Annotated in this window: 23 protein-coding genes, 6 pseudogenes and 1 riboswitch; of the genes and pseudogenes, 9 read left to right on the top strand and 20 right to left on the bottom strand. The window is 70.0% G+C overall.

Annotation, left to right across the window (positions count from 1 at the left end; translation table 11 throughout):
• Positions 1-5: 5 nt before the first annotated feature.
• Positions 6-254, top strand: a pseudogene (locus OG870_RS41185) (hypothetical protein); the annotation flags it as partial.
• Here the strand turns inward: OG870_RS41185 and OG870_RS41190 are convergent.
• From OG870_RS41190 to OG870_RS41225, 8 genes and pseudogenes are all read right to left on the bottom strand, one after another.
• Positions 252-425, bottom strand: a pseudogene (locus OG870_RS41190) (phosphatase PAP2 family protein); the annotation flags it as partial. The pseudogenes OG870_RS41185 and OG870_RS41190 sit on opposite strands and share 3 nt — an antisense overlap.
• Before the next feature lie 41 nt (positions 426-466).
• Entirely contained in the window at positions 467-2,290 is a 1,824-nt protein-coding gene (locus OG870_RS41195; RefSeq protein WP_327692022.1) for an MOSC and FAD-binding oxidoreductase domain-containing protein, read from the bottom strand.
• A complete protein-coding gene (locus OG870_RS41200; RefSeq protein WP_327692023.1) occupies positions 2,287-3,156 on the bottom strand; it encodes a DUF427 domain-containing protein in 870 nt (289 codons plus the stop codon). Before OG870_RS41200 ends, OG870_RS41195 begins: the two co-directional genes overlap by 4 nt.
• A 98-nt stretch (positions 3,157-3,254) precedes the next feature.
• Positions 3,255-4,121 carry an alpha/beta fold hydrolase gene (locus OG870_RS41205; protein WP_327692024.1) on the bottom strand — a complete coding sequence of 289 codons (867 nt, stop codon included), beginning with the start codon at positions 4,119-4,121 and terminating at the stop codon, positions 3,255-3,257.
• A gap of 263 nt (positions 4,122-4,384) precedes the next feature.
• Entirely contained in the window at positions 4,385-5,098 is a 714-nt protein-coding gene (locus OG870_RS41210) for a DUF899 domain-containing protein (protein ID WP_266530458.1), read from the bottom strand.
• Positions 5,099-5,212: 114 nt separating this feature from the next.
• Positions 5,213-5,386, bottom strand: coding sequence for a hypothetical protein (locus OG870_RS41215; RefSeq protein WP_266530460.1), 174 nt, complete (start codon positions 5,384-5,386; stop codon positions 5,213-5,215).
• A 25-nt stretch (positions 5,387-5,411) separates the two neighbouring features.
• Positions 5,412-5,768, bottom strand: a complete 357-nt coding sequence (locus tag OG870_RS41220) for a PRC-barrel domain-containing protein (protein ID WP_266530639.1) — start codon at positions 5,766-5,768, stop codon at positions 5,412-5,414.
• Between the two features lie 87 nt (positions 5,769-5,855).
• Positions 5,856-5,966, bottom strand: a pseudogene (locus OG870_RS41225) (response regulator); the annotation flags it as partial.
• 329 nt (positions 5,967-6,295) lie between these two features.
• Between OG870_RS41225 and OG870_RS41230 the strand changes: the two are divergent.
• Positions 6,296-7,024, top strand: a pseudogene (locus OG870_RS41230) (sensor histidine kinase); the annotation flags it as partial.
• A gap of 51 nt (positions 7,025-7,075) precedes the next feature.
• Positions 7,076-8,263 carry a PP2C family protein-serine/threonine phosphatase gene (locus OG870_RS41235; protein ID WP_327692363.1) on the top strand — a complete coding sequence of 396 codons (1,188 nt, stop codon included), beginning with the start codon at positions 7,076-7,078 and terminating at the stop codon, positions 8,261-8,263.
• A 185-nt stretch (positions 8,264-8,448) separates the two neighbouring features.
• Here the strand turns inward: OG870_RS41235 and OG870_RS41240 are convergent, their stop codons facing one another.
• Positions 8,449-8,919 (bottom strand): hypothetical protein, encoded by a 471-nt coding sequence (locus OG870_RS41240; protein WP_266592079.1) that lies wholly within the window; start codon positions 8,917-8,919, stop codon positions 8,449-8,451.
• Between the two features lie 206 nt (positions 8,920-9,125).
• Here OG870_RS41240 and OG870_RS41245 point away from each other — a divergent pair, with 206 nt between their 5' ends.
• Positions 9,126-9,332 carry a hypothetical protein gene (locus OG870_RS41245; protein ID WP_266592081.1) on the top strand — a complete coding sequence of 69 codons (207 nt, stop codon included), beginning with the start codon at positions 9,126-9,128 and terminating at the stop codon, positions 9,330-9,332.
• A gap of 122 nt (positions 9,333-9,454) precedes the next feature.
• Positions 9,455-9,679: pseudogene (locus tag OG870_RS41250) on the top strand (HoxN/HupN/NixA family nickel/cobalt transporter); the annotation flags it as partial.
• 142 nt (positions 9,680-9,821) lie between these two features.
• Here OG870_RS41250 and OG870_RS41255 read toward each other — a convergent pair.
• The 4 genes from OG870_RS41255 to OG870_RS41270 all read right to left on the bottom strand — a co-directional run bounded on the left by OG870_RS41255 (position 9,822) and on the right by OG870_RS41270 (position 15,597).
• Positions 9,822-10,448 (bottom strand): precorrin-8X methylmutase, encoded by a 627-nt coding sequence (locus tag OG870_RS41255; RefSeq protein WP_266530468.1) that lies wholly within the window; start codon positions 10,446-10,448, stop codon positions 9,822-9,824.
• 180 nt (positions 10,449-10,628) lie between these two features.
• Positions 10,629-11,612, bottom strand: a complete 984-nt coding sequence (meaB, locus tag OG870_RS41260; RefSeq protein ID WP_266592083.1) for a methylmalonyl Co-A mutase-associated GTPase MeaB — start codon at positions 11,610-11,612, stop codon at positions 10,629-10,631.
• A complete protein-coding gene (gene scpA / locus OG870_RS41265) occupies positions 11,609-13,783 on the bottom strand; it encodes a methylmalonyl-CoA mutase (RefSeq protein ID WP_327692025.1) in 2,175 nt (724 codons plus the stop codon). Before scpA ends, meaB begins: the two co-directional genes overlap by 4 nt.
• Positions 13,783-15,597, bottom strand: coding sequence for a methylmalonyl-CoA mutase family protein (locus tag OG870_RS41270; protein ID WP_327692026.1), 1,815 nt, complete (start codon positions 15,595-15,597; stop codon positions 13,783-13,785). The genes scpA and OG870_RS41270 overlap by 1 nt, the downstream gene beginning before the upstream one ends.
• Positions 15,598-15,746: 149 nt before the next feature.
• A riboswitch (cobalamin riboswitch) is annotated at positions 15,747-15,906 on the top strand.
• 35 nt (positions 15,907-15,941) lie between these two features.
• Here OG870_RS41270 and OG870_RS41275 point away from each other — a divergent pair.
• Positions 15,942-16,163 (top strand): CbtB domain-containing protein, encoded by a 222-nt coding sequence (locus tag OG870_RS41275; RefSeq protein WP_266530476.1) that lies wholly within the window; start codon positions 15,942-15,944, stop codon positions 16,161-16,163.
• Positions 16,164-16,288: 125 nt separating this feature from the next.
• Here OG870_RS41275 and OG870_RS41280 read toward each other — a convergent pair whose 3' ends face one another.
• The 6 genes from OG870_RS41280 to OG870_RS41305 form a co-directional block, all read right to left on the bottom strand.
• A complete protein-coding gene (locus tag OG870_RS41280; RefSeq protein WP_266530478.1) occupies positions 16,289-16,879 on the bottom strand; it encodes a histidine phosphatase family protein in 591 nt (196 codons plus the stop codon).
• 90 nt (positions 16,880-16,969) lie between these two features.
• Entirely contained in the window at positions 16,970-17,407 is a 438-nt protein-coding gene (locus OG870_RS41285; protein ID WP_266592091.1) for a glutaredoxin domain-containing protein, read from the bottom strand.
• Between the two features lie 100 nt (positions 17,408-17,507).
• Positions 17,508-18,344 carry a class I SAM-dependent methyltransferase gene (locus OG870_RS41290; RefSeq protein WP_327692027.1) on the bottom strand — a complete coding sequence of 279 codons (837 nt, stop codon included), beginning with the start codon at positions 18,342-18,344 and terminating at the stop codon, positions 17,508-17,510.
• A gap of 97 nt (positions 18,345-18,441) precedes the next feature.
• Positions 18,442-18,936, bottom strand: coding sequence for a peptidylprolyl isomerase (locus tag OG870_RS41295; RefSeq protein WP_266530484.1), 495 nt, complete (start codon positions 18,934-18,936; stop codon positions 18,442-18,444).
• Between the two features lie 103 nt (positions 18,937-19,039).
• Positions 19,040-19,570, bottom strand: coding sequence for a DUF6624 domain-containing protein (locus OG870_RS41300; RefSeq protein ID WP_327692028.1), 531 nt, complete (start codon positions 19,568-19,570; stop codon positions 19,040-19,042).
• 59 nt (positions 19,571-19,629) lie between these two features.
• On the bottom strand, positions 19,630-20,184 hold the full coding sequence (locus OG870_RS41305; protein WP_327692029.1) for an ATP-binding protein: 555 nt from the start codon (positions 20,182-20,184) through the stop codon (positions 19,630-19,632).
• A gap of 510 nt (positions 20,185-20,694) precedes the next feature.
• On the opposite strand from OG870_RS41305, the gene OG870_RS41310 reads away from it, so the two are divergent.
• From OG870_RS41310 to OG870_RS41320, 3 genes are all read left to right on the top strand, one after another.
• Positions 20,695-21,561, top strand: a complete 867-nt coding sequence (locus OG870_RS41310) for a helix-turn-helix domain-containing protein (protein ID WP_327692030.1) — start codon at positions 20,695-20,697, stop codon at positions 21,559-21,561.
• Positions 21,562-21,564: 3 nt separating this feature from the next.
• The gene (locus OG870_RS41315) at positions 21,565-21,810 is read left to right on the top strand and encodes a DUF397 domain-containing protein (protein ID WP_266530498.1); all 246 of its coding nucleotides are present in this window, start codon (positions 21,565-21,567) and stop codon (positions 21,808-21,810) included.
• A gap of 279 nt (positions 21,811-22,089) precedes the next feature.
• Complete coding sequence (locus OG870_RS41320) at positions 22,090-22,899, top strand: SAM-dependent methyltransferase (RefSeq protein WP_266592101.1); 810 nt, start codon at positions 22,090-22,092, stop codon at positions 22,897-22,899.
• Between the two features lie 67 nt (positions 22,900-22,966).
• Here OG870_RS41320 and OG870_RS41325 read toward each other — a convergent pair.
• A pseudogene (locus tag OG870_RS41325) lies at positions 22,967-23,560 on the bottom strand (aromatic ring-hydroxylating dioxygenase subunit alpha); the annotation flags it as partial.
• Positions 23,561-23,705: the final 145 nt, after the last annotated feature.

Genomic DNA, 23,705 nt, shown 5'->3' on the forward strand with positions numbered 1-23,705 from the left:
ACAAGGTGCCCGAAGTCACCGTCTACTTCTGGATCATCAAGGTGCTGTGCACGACGGTCGGTGAGACGGCGGCCGACCTGCTCAACGAGAAGGCCGGTCTCGGTCTGACCGGTGTGTCGGTGCTGATGAGCGCCCTGCTGGCCGTCGTCCTGGTCGTCCAGTTCCGCACCCGCTCCTACCGCGCGGGCGTGTACTGGCTCGCCGTCGCCCTGATCAGCGTCGTCGGCACGCTGATCAGCGACAACCTGACCGACCGCGACGATCAGCAGGCCCGCGGTGAGGGCCGCCGTGGTGGTGTGCCCCGAGGGGAACGCCCAACCGCTCGCCTGCGCAGCCCAGTCGGCATGCGCCGGGCGCGGCCGGTGGACGGCGGCCATCACCCCGTAGCGCACCGCCTGCCCGGCGCCCAGACAGGCAAGGGCCAGGCATCCGTTCCGGTTGCCACCGAATCGGGGAATGCGTGGCCTTACATGTCGAGGACGATGTCGGTGTCGGGACGGGCGCAGCAGATGAGCACCTGGCCGTCGTCGGGAGGCTCCAGCGGGCTGGGGGAGTAGGTGACCTCGCCGGACAGCAGGGGCGTGACACAGGTGTGGCAGACGCCGGTACGGCAACTCCAGCGGGCGGGGACGTCGCAGGCGTCGGCGAGTTCGAGCACGCTGCCCCGGGAGGCGGGGTAGGGCGTGGTGATGCCGCTGCGGGCGAAGGTCACCGACGGGCCGGTTGCGAGCGGGCCGGGCGGCAGGTGCGGCGGCCGTTCGGACTGCCCCGTCAGACCCGGAGTGATGGAGGGCAGCGCCCCGAACAACTCGGTATGGACGGCCGCGGAGTTGACCCCGGCCGCGGTGAGGGCGGCCCTGACGTCGGCCATGAACGAAGCCGGTCCGCAGACGTAGGCGGACGCGTCGGCCGGGATGGCCAGGGCGATCAGCTTGTCCGTGGTGAGGCGTCCGGGGGTGGCGTGGGTGCGGCGGTACTCGTCGGGTGTGGCGGCGCTGTAGAACACGTGCTCACGGGCGTGCGGCAGCGAGGCGACCAGGGCGTGTGCCTCGGTGGCCAGCGGATGTTCCCGGGGACTGCGGGCCGTGTGAATCCACCGGACCTCGCGGTCGCTGCCACTGGCCGCGAGCTCGTGCAGCATGGCCAGTACCGGAGTGAGGCCGATGCCGGCGGAGACTAGGAGAACCGGGCCGGTCCCTTCGTCGAGGGTGAAGTCGCCGCGTGGTGCTGCCGCTTCGAGGACCGCGCCCGGCCGCAGCCGGGAGGTCAGATAGCCGCTCGCCGTGCCGTGCGGCTCCCGTTTGACGCTGATCCGGTAGCAGCCGTCGCCGTCGCCATCCGGGCCCGAGGACAGCGAGTAGCTCCGCACAGGAGCGGGGCGGCCGGCCTCGGGGACCCGCAGGGTCAGGTACTGCCCGGCCCGGGCGGCCGGGAGCGGGGTGCCGTCCGTGGCGGCCAGATGGATCGAGAAGACCGTCGTGCTCTCGGGAACGATCTTCGTCACCTGCAACGGCCGGAACCCCGGCCACGCGGGCTCGTCGTGCGAGGGCACTCGACCGGCGGTGCCGTTGGTGCCGTCGGTGGCGTCGGGGCCGTTGGTTTCGGCGGCCTTGACCAAGTCGCGGAAAGACTCCTGCCATCCCGGGCTCAGCGCGGGGATCCGGGTCGCGAGGCGCAGTTTGGCCGGGTCGCGGGCGGGGAGGTAGAGCAGTGCGTCGGTGTCGGCCACGGTCAACGCGCCGGGCCCGGTCCGGGTCCTGATGATCCGGTCGCCGGCCTCGATCCGTCCTTCGCGGACGACACGCATGTAGAAGCCGGGGCGATGGTGGCTGACCAGCAGAGCCGGCAGCTGGGGCTCGCCGAGGCGCAGGCCCACGCGGTAGCAGGTGACCCGTGGCTGGGTGACCTCGAACTCCGCCTCGCCGATGCGGTAGCGGTCGCCGATGCAGACCTCGTCGTCGGGCAGACCGTCGACGGTGAGGTTCTCCCCGAACTGGCCGTAGTCGAAGTCGTCGCGTCCGAAGTGCTGTTGCCAGTGCCGGTAGGACTGGATCTGGTACACCAACACCGCGCGCTGCTCACCGCCGTGTCCCTGGGTGTCGCCCTGGCCGTCGCCGTCGATGTTGAGCCGGCGGACCATGGCCGGGCCGGACACGGGCCGCTTCCACACGCCGGTGTAGACGGTTCTGCCCTGCCAGGACACGTTCTGGGGCAGGCCGACGTTGACCGCCAGCAGGCTCGGCGCGCCGGGCGTTCCCTCGTCTGCGAGGGCGGCTGCGAGGGGGATCACGGGTGCCTGCCGAGAGCGGCTTCGTCGAGTGTGAGGTCGCGGTCGACGCCGTGCGAGATCACGTTCTGCCCCGGTTCCAGGCGTAGTCGGGTGCCGTCGAGACACACCTCGACCTTGTCCGGTTCGAACGACACCATTCTGGAGACGCGCCCGACCTCACTCCATGCGTCCTCGTACGACCATGCCCCGCGCCGTGCCGCGTCGACGTCGTAGTAGCTGGCCAGGCCCTTGTACGGGCAGAAGGTCCGGCCCTCGGCCGCGGTGAGCGCGGACTCGTCGACGTCGGCGCGCGGGACGTACCAGCGGGGCGCGAACCCTGACTCGTACAGGACCAGCGGGCGGGTGCTGTCGGCGACGACCCGGTCGCCGACGCGGACGACGAGGTGGCGGCTGGTGCGGCGGATGTCGATGCGGTGGTAGGTGTCGGCGGCGTGGCCGACGATCCGCTCGTCCTCCTCGTAGAAGGCGTCCATGGCCCGCCACGCGAACGCGACCCGCCCCTTCAACTCGCCTGCGTGTAGCGGCAGTTCGGTGTACTGCCAGGCCGCGCGCGGTGCGCTGCGCTCGCCGGTCCGCACGGTGTACCAGGCGGTCGGTCCGAGGTCGCGGTGCCGGGTGGTGTGCTCGCTCGGCTGCAGGGCACCCTCAGCCGTGTCGCCGAGCGGGAAGTAGGCCACCGGGTAGCGGCCCGGCTCGTGCAGCAGTACGACGTCTTCGCTGTCGGCGATCCAGGCACCGCCGTACCGGACCCGCATGCGCCGGCGCGACGGTTCGGCGAACAGCATCCGTTCGGGCAGCGGGTCAGGAACCAGGAACCGGCCGATCGCTCCCGTTGCGAGCGGTCCTTGCTGCCAGGAAAGGCCCATGGTGTCGCTCCTTTCGCGTTCCGTCCGGGCGTACGACGGTCCGGGCGGGAGGGGGGTTGCCAGGTCAGCCGCTCACGCCGCTCAGCTCCGTCCTCCGGTCATGACAGCGACCTTTCGAGGAAGCCGCGGATGGAGCGGGCGGCAGTGTCGAGGTGGCTTTCGAGCAGGAAGTGGCCGCCGTCGAGCAGGCTGATCTCGGCACCGGGGGAGTCGTCGGCGAAGGCGAGCGCGCCCTCGGGCAGGAAGATCTCGTCGTTGCGGCCCCAGACGGCCAGCAGCGGCACCCGGCTGTCACGCAGGTAGGCGTGCAGCTTCGGATACAGCGGAAGGTTGTTGGCGTAGTCGGCGAACAGGGCCAGCTGCACCAGGTCGTTGCCGGGCCGGGAGACCAGGGCGAAGTCGTGGTGCCAGGTGTCGGGGCTGACCAGGCTCTCGTCCGGCACGCCGTGCAGGTACTGCCACCGGATGGCTTCCAGGGTCAGCGCCTGGCCCACCGCCGCCTCGGTCTGCGGGGTCCGGTCCTGCCAGAACTCGCGTACCGGCTTCCAGAACCCCGGCGCGAGTCCCGCCTCGTAGCCGTTCCCGTTCTGGGTGATGACCGCCGTGATCGCGGTCGGGTCCTTCAGCGCGAGCCGCCAGCCCACGGGGGCGCCGTAGTCCTGGACGTACATGGCGTAGCGGGTGACGCCGAGCTGCCCGAGGAGGTCGGACGTCAGGTCCGCGAGGGCGTCGAAGGTGTAGTCGAACTCGTCCGCGGGCGGCGCGTCGGACAGACCGAAGCCCAGGTGGTCGGGGGCGATCACGTGGTACCGGTCGGCCAGCAGCGGGATCAGGTTCCGGAACATGTACGAGCTGGTCGGGAAGCCGTGCAGCAGCACCACGACCGGCGCCTCCTTCGGCCCCGCTTCCCGGTAGAACAGCCGCTGTCCGCGGACGGTGGCGTAACGGTGATGGATGGTCGTCATGTCTGCTCCGCTGGGTGCCGGGCCGGTCACTGCCGACCTCTAACCGTTGTCTGAGTCGTAAGTGGTTACGACTGGAGCCAACCATCAGGCCCATAACCTGTCAAGTGCAAGTTAGTGGTTAGATTGACAAGGTCGCAGAAGCGGCACCCCTGCCCACGACCAACTGACTGCCCGTACGGGAGGCCCAGATCGCCCAGATGCCCCGCGATGGACTGTCCATCGCGGAGATCGCACCCGGTTGTGCCTTGGCGTGAGCCGGCCGCTCAGCCGTCACCGGAGCCAGAGCCAATGTCTGCGCCTGCGCCGTAGAGCGCGGCGATGTCCTTGGACATCGCCCAGCGGCTGTACGTGGGCGACTGGGGCCAGCCCTCGGGTGAGTCCTGCCATTCCTCCTGACGTCCGTACGGCAGGAGGTCGATCAGGGCGAAGCTGTGACCGAGCTGCTCCGTGCCCCGGCCGGCCGTGTGCCAGGTGCGATAGACGGTGTCGCCGTCGCGCAGGAACACGTTGACCGCGAAGCCGCCGTCGGGCGGTGCGCCGACGTCGGCCCCGAACGAGCTGTTGGCGGTCGAGTACCAGGTCATCCGGTTGCCCACGCGCCGCTTGTACGCGAGTGCCTCTTCGATCGGGCCCTGGGTGACGATGACGAATCGCGCATCGTAGTTGTCCAGGAACTCCAGGCGGGTGTATTGCGAGGTGAACCCCGTGCAGCCCGGGCACTGCCATTCCTTGCCGGCGAACCACATGTGGTTGTAGACGATCAGTTGCCTCTTGCCCGCGAAGACGTCCGCCAGCCGAACCGGTCCCTCCTCGCCCTCAAGGGTGTAGTCCGGCATCTCGACCATCGGCAGGCGACGACGCTCGGCGGCGATGGCGTCGAGCTCACGGGTCGCGGCCTTCTCCCGGGCGCGCAGCGCATCGAGCCGGCCCTCCCAGGTTGCGACGTCGACGACGGGTGGAAGTGCGTGGGTGGTCATGGTCCCCTCACAGAGTTCGTGCGCAGCTGTCGCTTGTGGACAGGTAGACCCCACGGGGCCCGGGAACTCATCGGTCGCCACGACCCGTCGAACGGGTCGCCGTGGTCAGCGTGGTCAGCGTGCGATGCGGTGTCTTCTTCCGCCGCGGCGGAAGCGCAGGGCGACGTAGGCGAGATCGGCGAGCAGCACGACGACGCCGATGACGAAGAGATAGAACAGGCCGTGTGCGACGAATCCGATGATGCCCAGGACGAGGGCCACGAGAACGAGGAACAGAAAGAGACTCATCGGCTCTCCCGGCGGCTGCGGTGGCTCAGCGGCGGGCGAGGCGGCGTTCGCCGCCGGCCCCTGGCACGTAGTCGAGTTCGTAGTGCGCGAAGATTCCCGGTTCGTCGGTGGCCGGCAGCTCACCGTCGGTGTCGATCGCGGGTGCCTTTTTGACCACGTCCTTGAGGTGCGCGATCTTGAGATATCCCGGTCCGACGGTCGCGCCGGGCAGCGGCACGAACACCAGACGGCGACGGGTGGGAAGACCCACCGTCACCGTCGCGAAGAAGGGCAGGTCGGTCGCGGTGTCCACGTACACCGCCTCCAGGACACCGATCTTGTGACCGTTGGGGTCGACCACGTCGTGGCCACGCCATTCACGGATGTCGCCCGCCTTGAACATCATGAACCTCCGCAATGAGGTGTACCCCCTATCGCGTTCCTGATGTCCTCGAACGGTGCCGGTCGACGACGTCCGGCGGCTCGTCCGCTACGGCCTCGGAGGCTTGACGGCGATGTCGAGGTAGAAACTGTCGATGCTGCGGACCGCCGCCTCGAACTCCTCCAGGTTCACCGGCTTCGTGACGTAGGCGTTGGCGTGCGGCGGAGGGCAAAGCCACGTTCGACTCGCTGCGCGGGGCCATGACCCGCCAGCAGTCCCACCTGGAGAGCGAGCGGGCGGCGGCCGGCCGGGACCTGCGGGACGCGGTGGCCCTGCGGAACTGGATGTCCGCCGTCATCGCCGGCGTGATCGTCCTGGTGGCGTTCGCCGTCTTCGAGGGACTGCGGCGCGGCATCACCGACCCGCTCAGCCGGCTCGGCGCCGACGCCCGTGAGGCCGGGCGAGGGCACTTCGACCGCCCCATCGTCGGCACCGGCCCGGCCGACCTGCGAAGGCTGGCCTCGGACGTGGAGTCGATGCGCCTGCGCATGGTGGAGGAACTGCAGTTCAGCGAAGAGGCACGCAGCCTGCTGGACGAGCAGGCGGCCGATCTGAAGCGGTCGAACACGGAACTGGAGCAGTTCGCCTACGTCGCCTCCCACGATCTGCAGGAGCCGCTGCGCAAGGTGTCCAGCTTCACCCAGCTCCTGCAACGACGCTACGGAAACCAGCTGGACGAGCGGGCCGACCAGTACATCGCCTTCGCCGTCGACGGTGCCAACCGTATGCAGAAGCTCATCAACGACCTGCTGGCCTTCTCCCGCGTCGGCCGCGTGCACAACGACCACCAGACGGTCGACCTGGACGCCGTCCTGAACAGGACCCTGGACGACCTCAGCGTGGCCGTGGAGGAGAGCGGCACCGAGATCACCCACGACGGGCTTCCCACGGTCGTCGGGGACACCACGCAGCTGACCATGCTCTGGCGGAACCTGCTGTCGAACGCGATCAAGTTCCGCGACCCCGACCGGCCGCCGCGCATCCACGTCGGCGCCACCCGTGTCGACGACCTGTGGGAGTTCGCGGTGAGCGACAACGGCATCGGCATCGATCCGGAGTTCCAGGACAAGGTCTTCATCCTCTTCCAGAGGCTGCACACCAAGGACACCTATCCGGGAACCGGCATCGGTCTGGCGATGTGCAAGAAGATCGTGGAATTCCACGGAGGCACGATCAGGATCGACCCCGACCACCGGCCCGGCACCCGTGTCGTCCTCACCCTTCCCGCTGTCGGCGACGAGTCGACGGCCCCGGAGAGAGGCCCAGCCGTGACCGACCCGGCCGCCGGCCGCGCAGAGCAGTACCACGTTCTGCTGGTGGAGGACGACGACGGAGACGCCCTCCTGGTCGAGGAACTCCTCTTCGACACCGATCTTCCGCACACACTCGCGCGATGCCGTACGGCCGCCGACGCGCACACGGCACTCGAAGCGGGCTTCGTCGACTGCGTCCTGCTCGACCTGCACCTGCCCGACGCCTCCGGAGTGGAGACCGTCCAGGCGATCCAGACGGACACACAGGCCGCCATCATCGTCCTGACCGGGCTGGACGAGCCGCAGGCGGGAGTCGAGGCCCTCGCCGCCGGCGCGCAGGACTACCTGATCAAGGGCAAGGTCGACCCGGACCTGATCCAGCGGGCCGTCCGCTACGCCGTCCAGCGAAAGCAGGCCGAGCGCGCCAACGCCGCCCTCCAGATCGGCCGGCTGCGGGCCGAGGAGAACGCCCGCCTGGAACGCGGGCTGCTGCCCCAACCCCTGTTGTCGTCCTCGGCCGTCACCGCCTCCAGCCGCTACTACCCGGGGCGCGCGCAGGCTCTGCTGGGGGGCGACTTCCTCGACGTCGTACAGACCGACGACGGGCAGGTGCACGCCATCATCGGGGACGTGAGCGGCCACGGCCCCGACGCCGCCGCCCTCGGTGTCTGCCTCCGCATCGCCTGGCGCGCCCTGACCCTCGGCGGCCACCGCGACCAACATCTGCTCCACCTGCTGGAACAGATACACGTCGCAGAACGCACCCAGAGCAACCTGTTCACCACCTGCACGCTCATCACGCTGAACCCGGACCGGGGCATCCTCACCCTGCACCTGGTCGGCCACCACGAACCCCTCCTGGTCACCGCCGACGGCGCGCGAGAGGTCAGCGCGGCCCACGGAATAGCCCTCGGGATCGCCCCCGGGCTGCGCATATGGCCGGCCTCCACGCTCACGTTGCCCGTACGGGGCGCGCTCATCGCCTACACCGACGGCCTCATCGAGGGCTTCGCGGACACCAGCACCACCCGGCTGGGCGTGGAGGGCCTCCTGCAGATCATCGACGCGATCCGGACGCCGGATCCAGGTCTCCACCTCGACCACCTCATCGCCCGAACCCGCACCCTCAACGCGGACCGGCACACCGACGACCTCGCCGTCCTACGACTGGACTGGGACACCGGCACCGACGACGCCCAGTAGACGGCCCGCTGTCACCGGCGCCGCCACTGCGGCGGCCTGTTCGGCGTCCGACGGTAGAGCCGCCACCGCCCGGCGGGCCGCTCGCCCCTGTACCGTACGGCGAACAGGGCCAGCTGCTCGGGGAGCCCGCGCGGGTCGGCGAGGGCTTGGCGGAGCAGGGCGCGTCCCGGGGGCGGCACAGTCCGTCAGTATCGCAGGGCGGTGCCCACCTCGGCCTTCACCTCGCCCGACAGCTTGTGGGTGCTGCGGGCCGTCGCCTCACCGGACTTGCCTGCCGCGACGTCGGAGAGCGTGACCACCACCACGTCGAGGAGGTTGCCGCCGGCGTCCTCGAAGTTGACCTGGATGGCGAAGGACTTGGCGGAGGACGCCGTGTTGTCGGCACTCACGCGCACGGTCGTCCGCCCGTCGCCGTCCGTCGTGGGCGTGCCCAGCTTCACCGAGGCCTTGGCGTCGACGCCACCCTTCGCCTCGTCCAGTTTCCGACCCGCCTCAGCGGTCGCGGACGCGAGTGCCTCGGAGGCGCGCGAGGCGAGGGACGTCGCGGCCGATGCCGCCTTGCTGACCGCGGAGGACGGGTTGGTGTCGTCCGAGCAGCCGGTCAGACTTGCCGCGACGACCACTGCCAGCACCGCACCTGCCTTCCAGCGAGCCATGACGTCTCCTTCGCACTCGGTCCCCCTCTCCCTCCCTCCCGGTCCCAGTGAAGTGCCTGTCGGTGGCGCCCGCATGCCGACGTCACCCGAACGGCAGGGGAGCGCCGCAAGGCCCCACCAGCCGCAATGCGCTCGTCCGGCCTGCCCTATCATCCGTCTCCAGGAGCCGGCAGCCGGCAGCCGGGAGCCGTCGAGGGGGCGCAGGGATGGTGGCAGTACGCATGGCAGCGGCGGTGCTGGTCACGTGGGCTGCGCTGATCGTGCTCCTGCTCGCGCCGTCGCCCCTGCCGGAGCACTGGCGCTACTACATCTACTCCCCGGCGAGCGTGGGTCTGTGGATGCTGGCCATGCTCGTCGCGCCTGTCGTGGTCTGCTTCGCGAAATGGCCATGGATCAAGTCGGGCGGCAGCTGAACCGCGTTTCACCGAGCACGGTGAGCCCCCGAGCCGCGGGCGACGTACGCGACTCGGCATCCTCGGCAGACCTCGCCCGGAACGGGCACGGGCTTTCCCGGAGGCTGGCTGAAAGCTGACGCTGGGCCTTCTCCCACCCGGCCCGCAAGGTCTACTGCAACCTGCCCATCACCGGCCTGTCGGTCGCCGTGGCCCTCTTCATCGGCACCGTCGAACTGCTGGGCCTGGTCGCCGAGAAGGCCGGCCTGCACGGCGCGTTCTGGGACTGGGGCTCCGGCCTGGACCTCAACATCATCGGATACGTCATCGTCGGAATGTTCTTCGCGACCTGGGCGATCGCACTGGTGGACGGCGGGTCTGGCACAGGGACCCACCCCCGCCGAACAGGGCGCCGAGTAGCCGCGCCGCCCATCTGGCAGGTGCGGCCGCGCGAGCCGGGGTCGTACGGAGCCGACACGATGCCGATGCCGACGCCCTACGGCCTCACGCTCACTCCACCTCGCTCGCGATCGCGTTGATTGCCGCGGCGGCGATGGCGCTGCCTCCGCGTCGGCCACGGACGATCAGGTGTTCGAGGCCGGACGGATGCTCGGCGAGTGCGTCCTTCGATTCGGCGGCGCCCACGAAGCCCACCGGAACGCCGATGACCGCGGCCGGGCGGGGCGCTCCCTCCTCGATCAGCTCCAGGAGGCGGAACAGGGCGGTGGGCGCGTTACCGACGGCGACCACCGCACCCTCCAGCCGGTCCCGCCACAGCTCCAGCGCGGCGGCACTGCGCGTCGTGCCCAGCTTCGCGGCCAACTCGGGGACGCCGGGGTCGGAGAGGGTGCACAGCACGTCGTTGTCGGCGGGCAGCCGATTGCGGGTCACGCCGCTGGCCACCATCCTGACGTCGGTGAAGATCGGTGCCCCGGCGCGCAGGGCCTCGCGGGCGCGGGCCACCACGCCGGGCGTGTAGGACAGGTCCCGCACGAGGTCGACCATCCCGCAGGCGTGGATCATCCGAACCGCGACCTGGCTGACGTCGGCGGGCAGGCCCGCGAGGTCCGCTTCCGCGCGGATGGTGGCAAAGGACTGGCGGTAGATCGCCGCGCCGTCCTTCTCGTACTCGTACACCGTGCTTCTACTCTCTCTTACCGGTCATGCATGCGGGCCGCGGCCGGATCGACGGCGACCGTACCCACCATCTCTCGACCGGCGGGCGCATGGCGGCGAGCATACCGACCGGCTCTCGACGGGCCGTTGCCCCACCGCCCGTCGGCCGGGCCCGGGTCCGAGTAGGGGTCCGAGCCCGGGTCAATCCTCCGGTCCGCCGAACGCACCCAGGATGCGCTCGGCGGCGAGTGTCGCCGTCAACTTGCCGTCCCTGACCTGCTGTTCCAGGCTCGGCGCGAGAGCTCGCACGGCCGGGTCCGAGTGGAGGCGGCCGAGGAGTTCGTCGCGGACCATCGTCCAGGCCCAGTCGACCTGCTGGTCGCGGCGTTTGGCGGCGAGGCGGCCGGTCGAGTCGAGGAGGGTCCGGTGCTGTTCCAGCCGCTCCCAGACGGCGTCCAGGCCGGTCGATTCGCGGGCGCTGCAGTGCAGCACCGGCGGAGCCCAGAACGCGTCCTTGCCGTGCATCAGCCGCAGCGCGCCCGCCAACTCCCGTGCGGCGGCCTGGGCGTCGCGCTCGTGCGGACCGTCCGCCTTGTTGACGGCGATCACGTCGGCCAGCTCCAGGACGCCCTTCTTGATGCCCTGCAGCTGGTCACCCGTGCGGGCCAGCGTCAGCAGCAGGAACGAGTCGACCATGTTCGCGACGGCGGTCTCCGACTGGCCGACGCCGACGGTCTCCACCAGCACCACGTCGTAACCCGCCGCCTCCATCACCACGATCGACTCACGGGTCGCCTTGGCGACCCCGCCGAGCGTGCCCGCGGTGGGGGAGGGCCGTACGAAGGCGGAAGGGTCGACGGCCAGGCGTTCCATGCGCGTCTTGTCGCCCAGGATCGAGCCGCCCGTACGGCTGGAGGACGGGTCCACGGCGAGCACGGCCACCCGGTGTCCGAGCGAGGTCAGCATCGTGCCGAATGCGTCGATGAACGTCGACTTGCCCACGCCCGGGACACCACTGACGCCGATCCGCCGGGCCCGGCCGCTGTGTGGAAGCAGTGCGGTCAGCAACTCCTGGGCCAGCACCCGGTGTTGGGGCCGGGTGGACTCGACGAGCGTGATGGCGCGCGCGATGATCGCCCGCTTCCCGACGAGGACTCCCTTCACATAGGCGTCGACATCGATCACAAGTCGTGCCCGAGGCCGGTCGCGAGCCGCTGCACCAGGTCGTGGGCCGCGTCCGGGATCACCGTCCCGGGCGGGAACACGGCCGCCGCACCCATGTCCAGCAGGATCGGCACATCCTGCGGCGGGATCACACCGCCCACCACGATCATGATGTCCTCGCGGCCCTCCTCGGCGAGCTGCTCGCGCAGTGCCGGTACGAGGGTGAGGTGACCGGCGGCCAGGGACGAGACACCGACGATGTGCACGTCCGCCTCGACGGCCTGGCGGGCGACCTCGGCCGGGGTCTGGAACAGCGGGCCGACGTCGACGTCGAAGCCGAGGTCGGCGAACGCGGTGGCGATCACCTTCTGGCCGCGGTCGTGGCCGTCCTGGCCCATCTTGGCGACCAGGATGCGAGGGCGGCGGCCCTCGGCCTCCTCGAAGGAGGACACGAGCGTGCGGGTGCGGTCCACGGACGGGGACTCGCCTGCTTCGTTGCGGTACACGCCGGAGATCGTACGGATCTGTCCCGCGTGCCGCCCGTACACCTTCTCCAGGGCGTCGGAGATCTCACCGACCGTGGCCTTCGCGCGGGCCGCGTTCACGGCCAGCTCCAGCAGGTTGCCCTCGCTGCCGGCGGCCCGGGTGAGCGCGTCGAGCGCGTCCTGGCACACCCGCTCGTCCCGCTCCGCCCGCAGCCGCCGCAACTTCTCGATCTGCTGGGTGCGCACGGAGGAGTTGTCGACCTTGAGGACGTCGATCGCCTCGTCGCTGTCGACGCGGTACTTGTTGACGCCGATGACCGGCTGGCGTCCGGAGTCGATCCGGGCCTGAGTGCGGGCCGCGGCCTCCTCGATGCGCAGCTTGGGGATGCCGGCGTCGATCGCCTTGGCCATGCCGCCCGCCGCCTCCACCTCCTGGATGTGCTGCCAGGCGCGGCGCGCGAGGTCGTAGGTCAGCTTCTCGACGTAGGCGCTGCCGCCCCACGGGTCGATGACCCGGGTCGTGCCGGACTCCTGCTGGATCAGCAGCTGGGTGTTGCGAGCGATGCGCGCGGAGAAGTCGGTGGGCAGCGCCAGTGCCTCGTCGAGGGCGTTGGTGTGCAGCGACTGCGTGTGGCCCTGCGTCGCGGCCATCGCCTCGACGCAGGTACGCGTGACGTTGTTGAACACGTCCTGCGCGGTCAGCGACCAGCCGGAGGTCTGCGAATGGGTGCGCAGCGAAAGGGACTTGGCGCTCTGCGGGTCGAACTGCTTCACCAGCTTCGCCCACAGCAGCCGGGCCGCCCGCAGCTTGGCGATCTCCATGAAGAAGTTCATGCCGATCGCCCAGAAGAACGAGAGTCGGGGAGCGAACGCGTCCACGTCCAGGCCGGCCTCACGGCCCGCGCGGATGTACTCCACGCCGTCCGCGAGCGTGTACGCCAGCTCCAAGTCGGCTGTCGCACCCGCCTCTTGGATGTGATAGCCGGAGATGGAGATGGAGTTGTATCGGGGCATCCGCTGGGAGGTGAAGGCGAAGATGTCGGAGATGATCCGCATCGACGGCTTCGGCGGGTAGATGTAGGTGTTGCGGACCATGAACTCCTTGAGGATGTCGTTCTGGATGGTCCCGGCCAACTTCTCGGGCGCGACGCCCTGTTCCTCCGCCGCCACGATGTACAGCGCCAGCACCGGCAGCACGGCACCGTTCATCGTCATCGACACGGTCATCTTGTCCAGCGGGATGCCGTCGAACAGCTGCCGCATGTCGTAGATGGAGTCGATGGCCACACCCGCCATGCCGACGTCACCGGTCACGCGCGGGTGGTCGCTGTCGTAACCCCGGTGCGTGGGAAGGTCGAAGGCGATCGACAGGCCCTTCTGGCCGGCCGCGAGGTTGCGGCGGTAGAAGGCGTTGGACTCCTCGGCGGTGGAGAAGCCCGCGTACTGGCGGATCGTCCAGGGCTGGTTGACGTACATCGTCGGGTACGGGCCGCGCAGGTACGGCGCGACGCCCGGGTACGTCTCCAGGAAGTCCAGGCCCTCCAGGTCACGGCCGGTGTAGAGCGGCTTGACCGCGATGCCCTCCGGCGTCTCCCAGACGGGCTCGGCCCCCTGCGTGGCGTTCTTCACGGCCGTACGCCACTCGTCGGCGCCGCCGTCGGTGGTCGGGGTCCCCAGCTCGATGCCGGTGAAGTCGGGGATTCCCATCAGGACACTCCCATGCGGTCGAGGGTGGCGGTGAGCACGGCGACGGCGTCGCAGCCCGCGAAGACGTAGGAGTCCACGTCGGTGTACTGCCCGGGCCGGCCGGCGAGGAACACGTGCCGTGCGCCCGCCGCCCTGAGGGTCTGTACGACGCCCTCGGCCTGTTCCTCGTACAGCGCGTCGCTGGAGCACAGGCAGACCTCGGTGGCGCCGCTGTCCTCGAACGTGCCCTCGGTGACGGGCTCGACACCGCCGGCCTGGAAGAGGTTGGCGGCGAAGGTCGTGCGCGCGGTGTGGGCGGCGGCGGGGCCGATGGTGGCCAGGAAGAGACGCGGCCGGGATCCGGTCGCCGCGAGGTGGGCGTCGGAGCGGGCGCGCAGGGCCTCGTACGCCTCGTCGCGCCGCACGCGCGGCAGGCCACCGGAGGATGACGGGGGCGCGGGGGCGCGCTCCACGGGCTTCTCGCCGAGGTGCGGGAACTCGCTGACGCCGGTGATGGGTTCGCGGCGCCTGGCGAGCTTCGCGCTGCGCGCCTCCCACGTGGCCGCCAGGTCCGCACCGAGCCGGCCCGAGCGCAGGGCGGCCGCCTGGCCGCCGAGTCCCTCGATGTGGCGGAAGAACTCCCAGCCCGCGTGGGCGAGTTCGTCGGTGAGCCGCTCCACGTACCAGGAGCCGCCCGCCGGGTCGATCACCCGGGACAGATGCGATTCCTCGACCAGGATCGTCGAGGTGTTGCGCGCGATGCGGCGCGCGAAGGCGTCCGGCAGACCGAGTGCGTGGTCGAAGGGGAGCACGGTGACGGCGTCGGCGCCGCCGACTCCGGCGGCCAGCGTGGCGATCGTCGCGCGCAGCATGTTCACCCAGGGGTCGCGGCGCGTCATCATCACCGGCGAGGTCACCACGTGCTGCAGCTGCGCGCCGGCGCCCGGCGCCCCGCACACCTCGGCCACCCGCGCCCACAGCCGGCGCGCCGCCCGCAGCTTGGCGATGGTCAGGAACTGGTCGGCCGTCGCCGCGTAGCGGAACTCCAGCTGCGCGCAGGCCTGTTCGACGCTCAGCCCCGCCTCGGTCAGCTCACGCAGATAGGCGACACCACTCGCCAGTGAGGAGCCCAGCTCCTGCGCCGCCGAACCGCCCGCCTCGTGGTACGGCAGCGCGTCCACGGTCAGTGCCCGCAGCCCCGGGTACTCCTCGGCGCAGCGCAGGGCGAGGGAGGCCACCGGAGCGAAGTCCGACGCGCTGCCCGTACGAGCCTCGTGCCCCAGCGGATCGGCGCCCAGACTGCCGCGCACCGCCTCCTTGGCGACGCCCCGCTCCTCGTAGATCCGCAGCAACTCCCGTGCGGCGGGCTCGACTTCGCTGCCCGCGTCGAGAACGACAGGCGCCAGGTCGAGGTACACGCCGTCCAAGACCCGGCCGAGCGACGACACCGGGATGCCGCCCTCGCTCTCGCCCAGGACCAGCCAGAGCGAGGTGACGCCGTTCTCCAGGTCCGTGAGTGCCGCGCCGTTGTCGGCGACCGTGTGCCGCTGGCGTACGTCCCAGCCGCCGGCGGTGTTCCCCTCGGCGCGGCTCGCGCGCACGAACGGCGCGAAGCCGGGGAGACCCGGGTCGGGTGCGGCATCGAGCGCGGTGTAGAGGGGGCGGGTGCGCAGCCCGTCCTCCAGCGCGGTGGACAGGGCGTCTTCCGCCGCCGCGCCGGAGACTTCCTTGCCCGACTTGCGCAGGACGCCGGCCACCAGGCCGTGCCACTGTTCAAGGTTCGCGTCAGGGAACTCGGCGGCCAGCGTGAGCCCGTCGTCAGGCAGGACCGTCATGCTCGGATGCTAGGACAGATCGACAAAGGAGCAGCAGAGGGCACGGCTGTGACCTTGCCCTCCATCACATTGTGACCCCGGTCTCTCACCCCCCGACCTTGATCCTCCGGTGGGGTCACGACGGACATCATCCAGGTCATGCGCCCTTGGCCATGTTCCCGTCAGACGGTACTGTCACGGGGTTGTTGACGACGACAGAGCGGAAGCCGGTGAGAGTCCGGCACGGTCGCGCCACTGTGAACGGGACGGCCCCCCGTACGGGCGGAACGCCTCGCGAGTCAGACCCGCAGCTGTCGTCATGTGCACCACTGAGATGGGACGCGTACTCCCGAGGAGGTTCTGCCATGGCGCAGACCGTCGCCCAGCCGACACCCGCCACCCCTGTCGTACCCGCCAAGCTGCCGCTGAACGCGATAGCCCCCTGGGCGGTCTTCTTCGGCGTCCTGATGCTGGTCCTGCTCTATTTCGTCGGCGCCGAGCAGGGCGCCACCTCCGTCGTCTCCGGCGAAGGCGTACACGAGTGGGTGCACGACGCCCGTCACCTCCTCGGCTTCCCCTGCCACTGACGGAGACACCGCACAATGGGGGCAGGCAACTCCCGTACCCCACTGAGTGGTTGAACCACCCACCGCCTTGAGGGCCCCCGGACCATCGGGGGCCCTTTGGCGTCTTCCCGGCACCCCTGTCCGCGTCAGTGTCCGCCCTCGGGCTCCCGCGCTCCGAGCGTCTGCCCCAGCCGCAGGTTCCAGCGCCCCGAGCGTCCACTGATCTCGGTCGCCGTCAGGGGAGGCACATCGAGCCGCCAGAACGTGGCCTCATGCGCCGCGAGGACCCTCACCACCGTGGCCCGCACGATCTCCGGCTCCACCACGACGAGCGTGCGGCCGTCGGTCTGCGCGGTCGCCTCCAGCCACCGGCCGACGCGTTCGCAGAGGGCCCGCACGGACTCCCCGCCGTGCGGCGCCGCGGCAGGGTCCGCCAGCCAGTGGGCCACCTGGTCCGGTTCTTCGGCACTGACCTCGCCGAGCGTCCGGCCCCGCCAGCGGCCCATGTCCATGCCGCCCAGCTCGGGCGCCTCCACGGCGACGAGACCGAGGGCCGAGGCCGTCTCCCGGCAGCGCACCGTGGGGGAGACCAGGACCCGGTCGGCCGCGGACAGCGTGCCGGCGGCCGACCGGGCGCGAGCTGCGCCACCGGCGTCGAGCGGACTGCCGTCGTCGAACCGGGCCTCCCGCACGGATCGGTTCATGGCGGGTGAGACGAAGGTGACGCGGCTGGTCACGCCGTGACTCCTGTTCTGCCTGTTTGACTACTGCGGGGCGACGGACGGCGGACGGCGGGGCGACGGGGCGCCCGTAGGGCACCCCGGTGATCACGCGGAGCGGGAGAGCTGTGCGCGTACCCACTCAGGATCGGGATTGGTGTGCGGCCGGCCCGCCACGACGACGGTCGGCACGGTCTCGTTGCCGTCGTTGGCCGCCCTCACCGCTGTCGCCCCGGCCGGGTCCCGCCAGATGTCGACCCAGTGCAACTGGCGGGCGCTTCGGCCCAACCGGAGGCGCAGGCGGATGCAGTACGTGCAGCCAGGCCGCCAGAAGACGACCGGCCGGCCGTCGACCGCGCTGCGGCGTTGTGCCTCCATCGCACCGACCGACTTCGGGAAGATCAGCGGTGAGTTGATACCCGCGAACAGCACAAACACGACCAGGAGCGCCGCGGCTGCGGTCGGGGCCCCCGCGACGAGCAGAGCAGCCGCAACGAACGAGCCGCAGAGCACGAACAGCATCGGGAGGATCCAAGCGCGCGTCATGAGGACAAGGCTATCGACGAGCCGACACCCGGCGAACGCCGGCCGATCTTCCGGACGGTCACCGGGTGAATCACTTGAGGCGTCGTTCACCGGACCGTGTTCATGCGTGGCCCGAATCCGCCCGGAAGAGCGTGATGGTGAACAGGCTGCGCAGCAGCCGGTCGGCAACTGGGAGGAAAGCCCGGAATCGGAGGGGGAGTCGAGTGCGCAGTGCGTGGGGCGGGCGAGTGACGGAGGTGACCTCGATCGCTCGCAGCCCGTACCGCTCCAGGGAGCGTGGGTCGTCGCAGGCCCACGCCCAGCGGGCCTCCATGTTCTTCTTCACCGCCTGCTGGTGCTGCTTCTCCAGGAGGCTCCTGGGATACGTGTCGACGGCGACGAGCGCGCCAGGGAAGCCTCGCGCGATGCGCGTCAGCGCCTGCGCGGCCTCCTCCTCGGGGAGGTAGACGAGCACGCCCTCGGCGACGAAGAAGTAGGGCCCGGGACTCTCCTCGACCGTGCCCAGCCAGTCCTCGTCCAGGACCGAGGCGGCGATCATCCGGCGGCGCTCGGTGTCGGTGAAGAACCTCCGGCGCAGTTCGATCGTGTCCGGCAGGTCGAGGTCGATCCAGTGCACGGTGCCGTTGTCGACTCGCTCGAACCGGGTGTTGAGCCCTGTGCCGATCTCGACGACCGTCCCCGCCGGGTGCTCGGCCAGGAAGGCCCGCACCCACGTGCCGACGATCGCCGTACGCAGTACCGTGATCGCCGACCCCGGGCCGGGCCCGTACTTGTCACTCGCGTAGTCGATCGCGCCGATCATCTCGACGGCTTTCGGATCCCGCAGCAGCGGCCGCTTCCTGGCGGACTCCCGGGCCCGCGCGGCCAGCGGAATGAACAGCGTCTCCTGAACGGGGCCGAGCCGCACCCGGTGCTTGGGGCCGTTCGTGTCGCTCATGTCAGGCATGGTTCCCATGACAGCCCGCCGGGCGATGGAGCGGTCCGGGCAATGGGCGGTCTGGTCATCCGTGACGACCAGACCGCCACCACGGTCCCTAGGCGACGATGCCGCTGTCCTCGATGACGATCTTCTTGGCCGTGGAGCCCGAGCGGCTGCCGAGGGCCTCGACGGCCTTGACGACGTCCTCGCCCTCGACGACCTCGCCGAAGACGACGTGCTTGCCGTCCAGCCACGGGGTCACCACAGTGGTGACGAAGAACTGCGAGCCGTTGGTGCCCGGACCCGCGTTGGCCATGCTGAGCAGGAACGGCCGGTCGTGCTTCAGCTGGAAGTTCTCGTCGGCGAACTTCTCACCGTAGATGCTCTTGCCGCCGGTGCCGTTGCCGTTGGTGAAGTCACCGCCCTGCAGCATGAACTCCGGGATCACCCGGTGGAAGGGCGAACCCTTGTAGCCGAAGCCGTTCTGACCGGTCGCCAGCTCACGGAAGTTGCGTGCGGTCTTGGGCACGACGTCGTCGTACAGCCTGAAGACGATGCGACCGAGGTCCTCGCCATTTGCCGAAACCTTGAAAAACACGTTCTCACTCATGGCCACGATTCTGCACAACAGGCGCGGCCAGGTCGAACCGGGGCGGGCCAGGGGGTGTGACCGCCGGTCACGGTCGACCTGCCCGGACGCCCGCCCCGCGGTGTCAGCCCTGCATGCGCAGCGCCTGCAGTTGCTCCCCGAGCGGGCCCAGACCGACATCGTGGCGGCGCTCGTCGACGCTCTGCGGATGGCGGATGGGGTACGGGTGCAGCGTCGCCGGATTGATCCGAGTGCCGTAGTACTGCGGCTGGCCGAGGTCGACGGCGCACTGGTCGGCGATGTAGGCGAGGTGGATGGCCGGCGTACGTCCGTCCGCGGTGTCCTGGGCGATCAGATCGCGGCACCTGAGCCGGAAGTCGAGATCGGAGGCGTGCAGCAGGATCATCAGGGCCGCGGTCGACGCGGGCGAGCCGACCAGGTCGGCGTTGGGCCAGCCGTAGCGGCGGACGATCGTCGCGAGGGCCTCGGCGTTGTCCTGGTGGCACTGGGCGATACGGCGCGTGCGCTCCGGCGTGGGTTCCGCCCCGCTCTGGCGCATCAACTCCCTGTCCCGGTCCGCCCTGCGCAACAACTCGGCGGCCAGCGCCGAGGCCGTCGCCGGAGACGCGGGTACCGCCGTGGCCGCCGTTGACATGCAGCCAGAGCGGCCGGAGAGACCGTTTCCGCCACCGTCCAGGCGGCCCGCCGTGCCCTTCACGGGGCCGCCCCCAGTCGTGTGATCGTGAACCACACCCTCTTCCCCGGGGTCCCCGGTTCGGGTGGCGCCGTGCCCCAGCCGTCGGTCAGTGCGCTCACGATGGCCAGTCCGCGTCCCGATTCGGCCGCCTGGTCCACCGCCCGCGGCCGCGGCAGCACGGGCGAGCGGTCGGCCACGACCACGCGCAGCGTGTGCTCGGTGCACTCGATGACGACCGCGACGGTGTCGCCGGGGCCACGGCTCGCGTGACTGACGGCGTTGGCGAAGAGTTCGCCGGTCGCCATGGCCGCGTTGTCGAGTTGCTCGGGATGCGGCAGCAGCTCGGCCAGACGTTCGGTGACCGTGCGCCGTACCGCGGCGGCCCAGGACGGATCGGCCGGAAAGGTGGAGCGGAGGAGTTCGTTCGCACTCGTGGGCACACCTGTGTCGGCGAGCTTCGCACCCGTCTTGGCGAGCAGGACGTGACCGGTCGGCAGGTCGGCGACCGCTCTGTTCCCGTCGTGTGCCGGCGAGGGCGACGGCGCGTGGCGCTGTGCCCTGGATGCCGTCATCGAACCTCCTTCGTACGCAGCCCGGTTGTGGGGTGGCTGCTTCAACGGGCAACCGCCGCAGCGACGATCCGACCGTGGGCCGTCAGGGCCGTCAGGTCGCACGCGTGCAGGGGGGTCAGCCGGCGGGCGGGTCGGCAGGAAGGGATCCGCGGCCGGCGAGGAGCGGCGCCGACGACGGCGCCGACGAATGACGGATGCCTTGGTGGATGCGTTGACTGATGCCTTGTCACAGCCGGTGGCCGGGGCATGGGCCCGCGTCTGGGCCTGCACGCGGTTCGGCTCGGCGGTGCGCGGAGCGACCAGGGAACGGGACATCAGTTCCCTTGGTGTCCAAGGAAGTTGGACACCGTCCAAGCGCAATGTGCGACAGGTCACAGGATCACTATGGCCGCCAACAAACACAGCCCGCAACCTTCGTTCCGATAATTTCAGAACTATCGGCAACGTTCTGTCCGAGTCGTCGGAAGCGTGGCACACTGCACGCTGTGACGGCCTTTCAGGAGGTTGGACGTGAGCGATAACCGCTCGGGCGGCAGCGCGCCGACCGTCCTGCGGATCGTTCTCGGCAAACGTCTGCGGACCCTGCGCGAGCAGGCCGGAGTGTCGTTCGAGGACGCGGCGCGGGTCATCGACGTGACCCCTCTGACGGTCCGCCGTATAGAGAAGGCCGAGGTAGGCCTGCGCATCCCGTACGTGCGGGAACTCCTGCACACCTACGGTGTCCCGGCGACGGAGATCGACGACTTCCTGGCCCTGGCCAGGGAGGCCAACCAGCCGGGGTGGTGGTACAAGTACCGCGACGTGCTGCCCGAGTGGTTCAAGGCCTACGTGAGCCTGGAGAGCGAAGCCAGCGTCATCCGCCTCTACGAACCCCACTACGTCCCAGGCCTGTTGCAGACGCACGACTACACCACCGCGCTCATGCGCGTCGGCTTCCCCAGCGAGTCGAAGGAGGAGATCAGCCGCCGAGTGTCCCTGCGCCTCAGGCGCCAGGACCTCCTCGCCAAGCCGGACGCCCCGACCGTCTGGGCCATCCTGGACGAGACGGTGCTGCGCCGGCCCGTCGGCGGGACCGAGGTGATGCGGGCACAGATCGACCAGTTGATCGAGTCTCTGGCGATGACCAAGGTCCGGATCCAGATCATGCCCGTGTCCGTGGGAGCCCATCCGGGCGCCTTCGGTCCCTTCCACCACTTCCGCTTCGGATTCTCCGAGCTGCCCGACGTCGTCTACGCCGAGAACCTCACCGGCGCCGTGTACGTCGACCGGCCGGAGGAAGTCGTCACCTATCTCGAAGTACTGGACCGGATGGCCGTTCAGGCGGAGCCGGTCGCGCGAACCAGGGACATCCTGGCTGAACTGCGTAAGGAGCTGTGATCCATGGGATCCAACGGCCGTATCTACAGCGGAATGCCCGCCGTCGACCTGGGAAGCGAGGGCTGGCACAAGCCCTGGAGCGGTACCAACGGCGGCAGTTGCGTGGAGGCCAAGCGACTGCCCGACGGCAGCGTCGCCTTCCGCCAGTCGACGGACCCCGACGGGCCCGCACTCGTCTACACCCGCAACGAGATGATCACGTTCCTGGAGGGTGCCAAGGCCGGCCAGGCGGACTTCCTCGTCGCCTGAGCGCCCACCACCACGAGCCGACAACCGAACCACCCGCACGACGGCTCCCGCCGTGCGGGTGCACCGTCCACGCCGAGGAGTCTCCTCGCCGTGCAGGAGGTGGTGCGCGCAGTGCGCCTTCACCCACGAGCGCGTCAACTGCGCGCCGGCGCACGGGAGTTCCCGGATGGTCGTGATCCACGGGTACGGGTGCTTTCAAGTGGTGAACTCCGGCCCCACACGCAGAAGTTGTCGTTAGGTTGGTTACGTACCCCGTGACGCACGGCAGGAGAATCTCCCATGGCAGACAGCCAGTCGACTTCCGACCAGGACGCACTGTCCAAGATCGACACCTCGGTGCCGCACTCGGCTCGCATCTGGAACTACTGGATGGGCGGAAAGGACAACTACGAGGTCGACCGGATCGCCGGCGACGCCTACCGTGAGGTCGCTCCCAACATCGAGACCATGGCCCGTGGCTCCCGCCACTACCTGATCCGCGCCGTCACGCTCGTGGCGGGCGAACTCGGCATCCGCCAGTTCCTCGACATCGGCACCGGCCTGCCGACCTACGACAACACCCACCAGGTCGCCCAGCGCATCGCACCCGAGTCCCGCATCGTCTACGTCGACAACGACCCCCTGGTGCTGCGTCACGCCCAGGCCCTGCTCACCAGTTCGCCCGAGGGCGTGACCGAGTACATCGACGCCGACCTGCACGAGCCCGAGAAGATCATCGAACGGGCGGAAAAGGTCCTGGACTTCGACAAGCCGGTGGCGCTGATGCTCATGGGCATCCTCGGCCACATCCAGGACTACGACGAGGCCAAGTCCATCGTCCGCCGCCTTCAGGCCGCCCTGCCGTCGGGCAGCTACTTCGTCCACTACGACAGCACGGACACGGACGCCTCGCTCAAGGACGCCCAGCAGGGTTACGACGACACCGGCGCCATCCCGTACGTGCTGCGCAGTCCGCAACAGCTCGCCGCGTACTACGACGGTCTCGAACTGCTGGAGCCGGGGATCGTCTCCTGCCCGCTGTGGCGCCCCGAATCCGGCACCACACCCGAACCCACGGACATCTACGGCGGCGTGGCCCACAAGCCCTGAACCGTCACCCGCGATCCCCGAACCGCCACCAGCGGGCCGGGACCCGCCACCCCGGCCCCTGAACAACTCATTCGTTCGGCGGCACAGCGGAGGAAGCGGAGGATCCCGGGTCGGCGGGGGAGCCGACCTCGTCCGCGCGATGGCAGGGCGCCGACGCCTGCCCGTCGCACATCAGGCTGCCGTTGCCCGACGCGGCAGCCTGGCAACGCAGCGGGACGCGGTTGCCGCGCAGCACCTCCCGCACGTCCAGGATCAGGGGAAAGACCTCGTGGTTGCGGTCCTCGCCCTGTTCGTCCCAGGCCCGCTGCTCGGCTTGGACGGCCATCCGGTCCTCGGCGAACACCCTCTCGGTGAAGCGCCTGATGAGGGGCCAGGCGAGATGAAGAGCGCCGGGGATCCCGGGCTTTTCGATCATGAGTAATCCGTAGGCGTGACATCTGCGCTGCTCGGCGTCCTCGGGCACGTACACGGCCCAGAGCCTGAAGGCCGGGCGTTCGGCACCCTCCGGGACCAGATCCAGTGTCTGGTACGGGCATTCGGTGCGGATGGTCATGACGTCACTGGAGTCGCTGCCCCTGAGACCCTCGGCGGCCAGCAGACCGGCGGCGCGATTCTGCTTCCCTCCGGCGTGGGTGAACAGGTACCTGGCCTCCACCGACCGGCCGCGCCCTGCCTGGCGCGTTCGAACGGTGACGACCGGAGGAGGGTCAGGGGAGGACCGCGGCCCCGCCCCAACGTGATCGATTGATCGCTATCATGGAGGTCGTCGCACGAAACCGATCGTGCGAAAAGCGAACGTGCGAGGT

This window comes from Streptomyces sp. NBC_00461 (assembly GCF_036013935.1).
In the GTDB taxonomy this organism is placed as follows: domain Bacteria; phylum Actinomycetota; class Actinomycetes; order Streptomycetales; family Streptomycetaceae; genus Streptomyces.

Excerpts from the sequence above, each read along its gene's own strand:
- OG870_RS41200 (WP_327692023.1), bottom strand. The coding sequence starts at position 3,156 with ATGGGCCTTTCCTGGCAGCAAGGACCGCTCGCAACGGGAGCGATCGGC.
- OG870_RS41205 (WP_327692024.1), bottom strand. The coding sequence starts at position 4,121 with ATGACGACCATCCATCACCGTTACGCCACCGTCCGCGGACAGCGGCTG.
- OG870_RS41210 (WP_266530458.1), bottom strand. The coding sequence starts at position 5,098 with ATGACCACCCACGCACTTCCACCCGTCGTCGACGTCGCAACCTGGGAG.
- OG870_RS41215 (WP_266530460.1), bottom strand. The coding sequence starts at position 5,386 with ATGAGTCTCTTTCTGTTCCTCGTTCTCGTGGCCCTCGTCCTGGGCATC.
- OG870_RS41220 (WP_266530639.1), bottom strand. The coding sequence starts at position 5,768 with ATGTTCAAGGCGGGCGACATCCGTGAATGGCGTGGCCACGACGTGGTC.
- OG870_RS41240 (WP_266592079.1), bottom strand. The coding sequence starts at position 8,919 with ATGGCTCGCTGGAAGGCAGGTGCGGTGCTGGCAGTGGTCGTCGCGGCA.
- OG870_RS41245 (WP_266592081.1), top strand. The coding sequence starts at position 9,126 with ATGGTGGCAGTACGCATGGCAGCGGCGGTGCTGGTCACGTGGGCTGCG.
- scpA (WP_327692025.1), bottom strand. The coding sequence starts at position 13,783 with ATGGGAATCCCCGACTTCACCGGCATCGAGCTGGGGACCCCGACCACC.
- OG870_RS41270 (WP_327692026.1), bottom strand. The coding sequence starts at position 15,597 with ATGACGGTCCTGCCTGACGACGGGCTCACGCTGGCCGCCGAGTTCCCT.
- OG870_RS41275 (WP_266530476.1), top strand. The coding sequence starts at position 15,942 with ATGGCGCAGACCGTCGCCCAGCCGACACCCGCCACCCCTGTCGTACCC.
- OG870_RS41285 (WP_266592091.1), bottom strand. The coding sequence starts at position 17,407 with ATGACGCGCGCTTGGATCCTCCCGATGCTGTTCGTGCTCTGCGGCTCG.
- OG870_RS41290 (WP_327692027.1), bottom strand. The coding sequence starts at position 18,344 with ATGAGCGACACGAACGGCCCCAAGCACCGGGTGCGGCTCGGCCCCGTT.
- OG870_RS41295 (WP_266530484.1), bottom strand. The coding sequence starts at position 18,936 with ATGAGTGAGAACGTGTTTTTCAAGGTTTCGGCAAATGGCGAGGACCTC.
- OG870_RS41300 (WP_327692028.1), bottom strand. The coding sequence starts at position 19,570 with ATGTCAACGGCGGCCACGGCGGTACCCGCGTCTCCGGCGACGGCCTCG.
- OG870_RS41305 (WP_327692029.1), bottom strand. The coding sequence starts at position 20,184 with ATGACGGCATCCAGGGCACAGCGCCACGCGCCGTCGCCCTCGCCGGCA.
- OG870_RS41315 (WP_266530498.1), top strand. The coding sequence starts at position 21,565 with ATGGGATCCAACGGCCGTATCTACAGCGGAATGCCCGCCGTCGACCTG.
- OG870_RS41320 (WP_266592101.1), top strand. The coding sequence starts at position 22,090 with ATGGCAGACAGCCAGTCGACTTCCGACCAGGACGCACTGTCCAAGATC.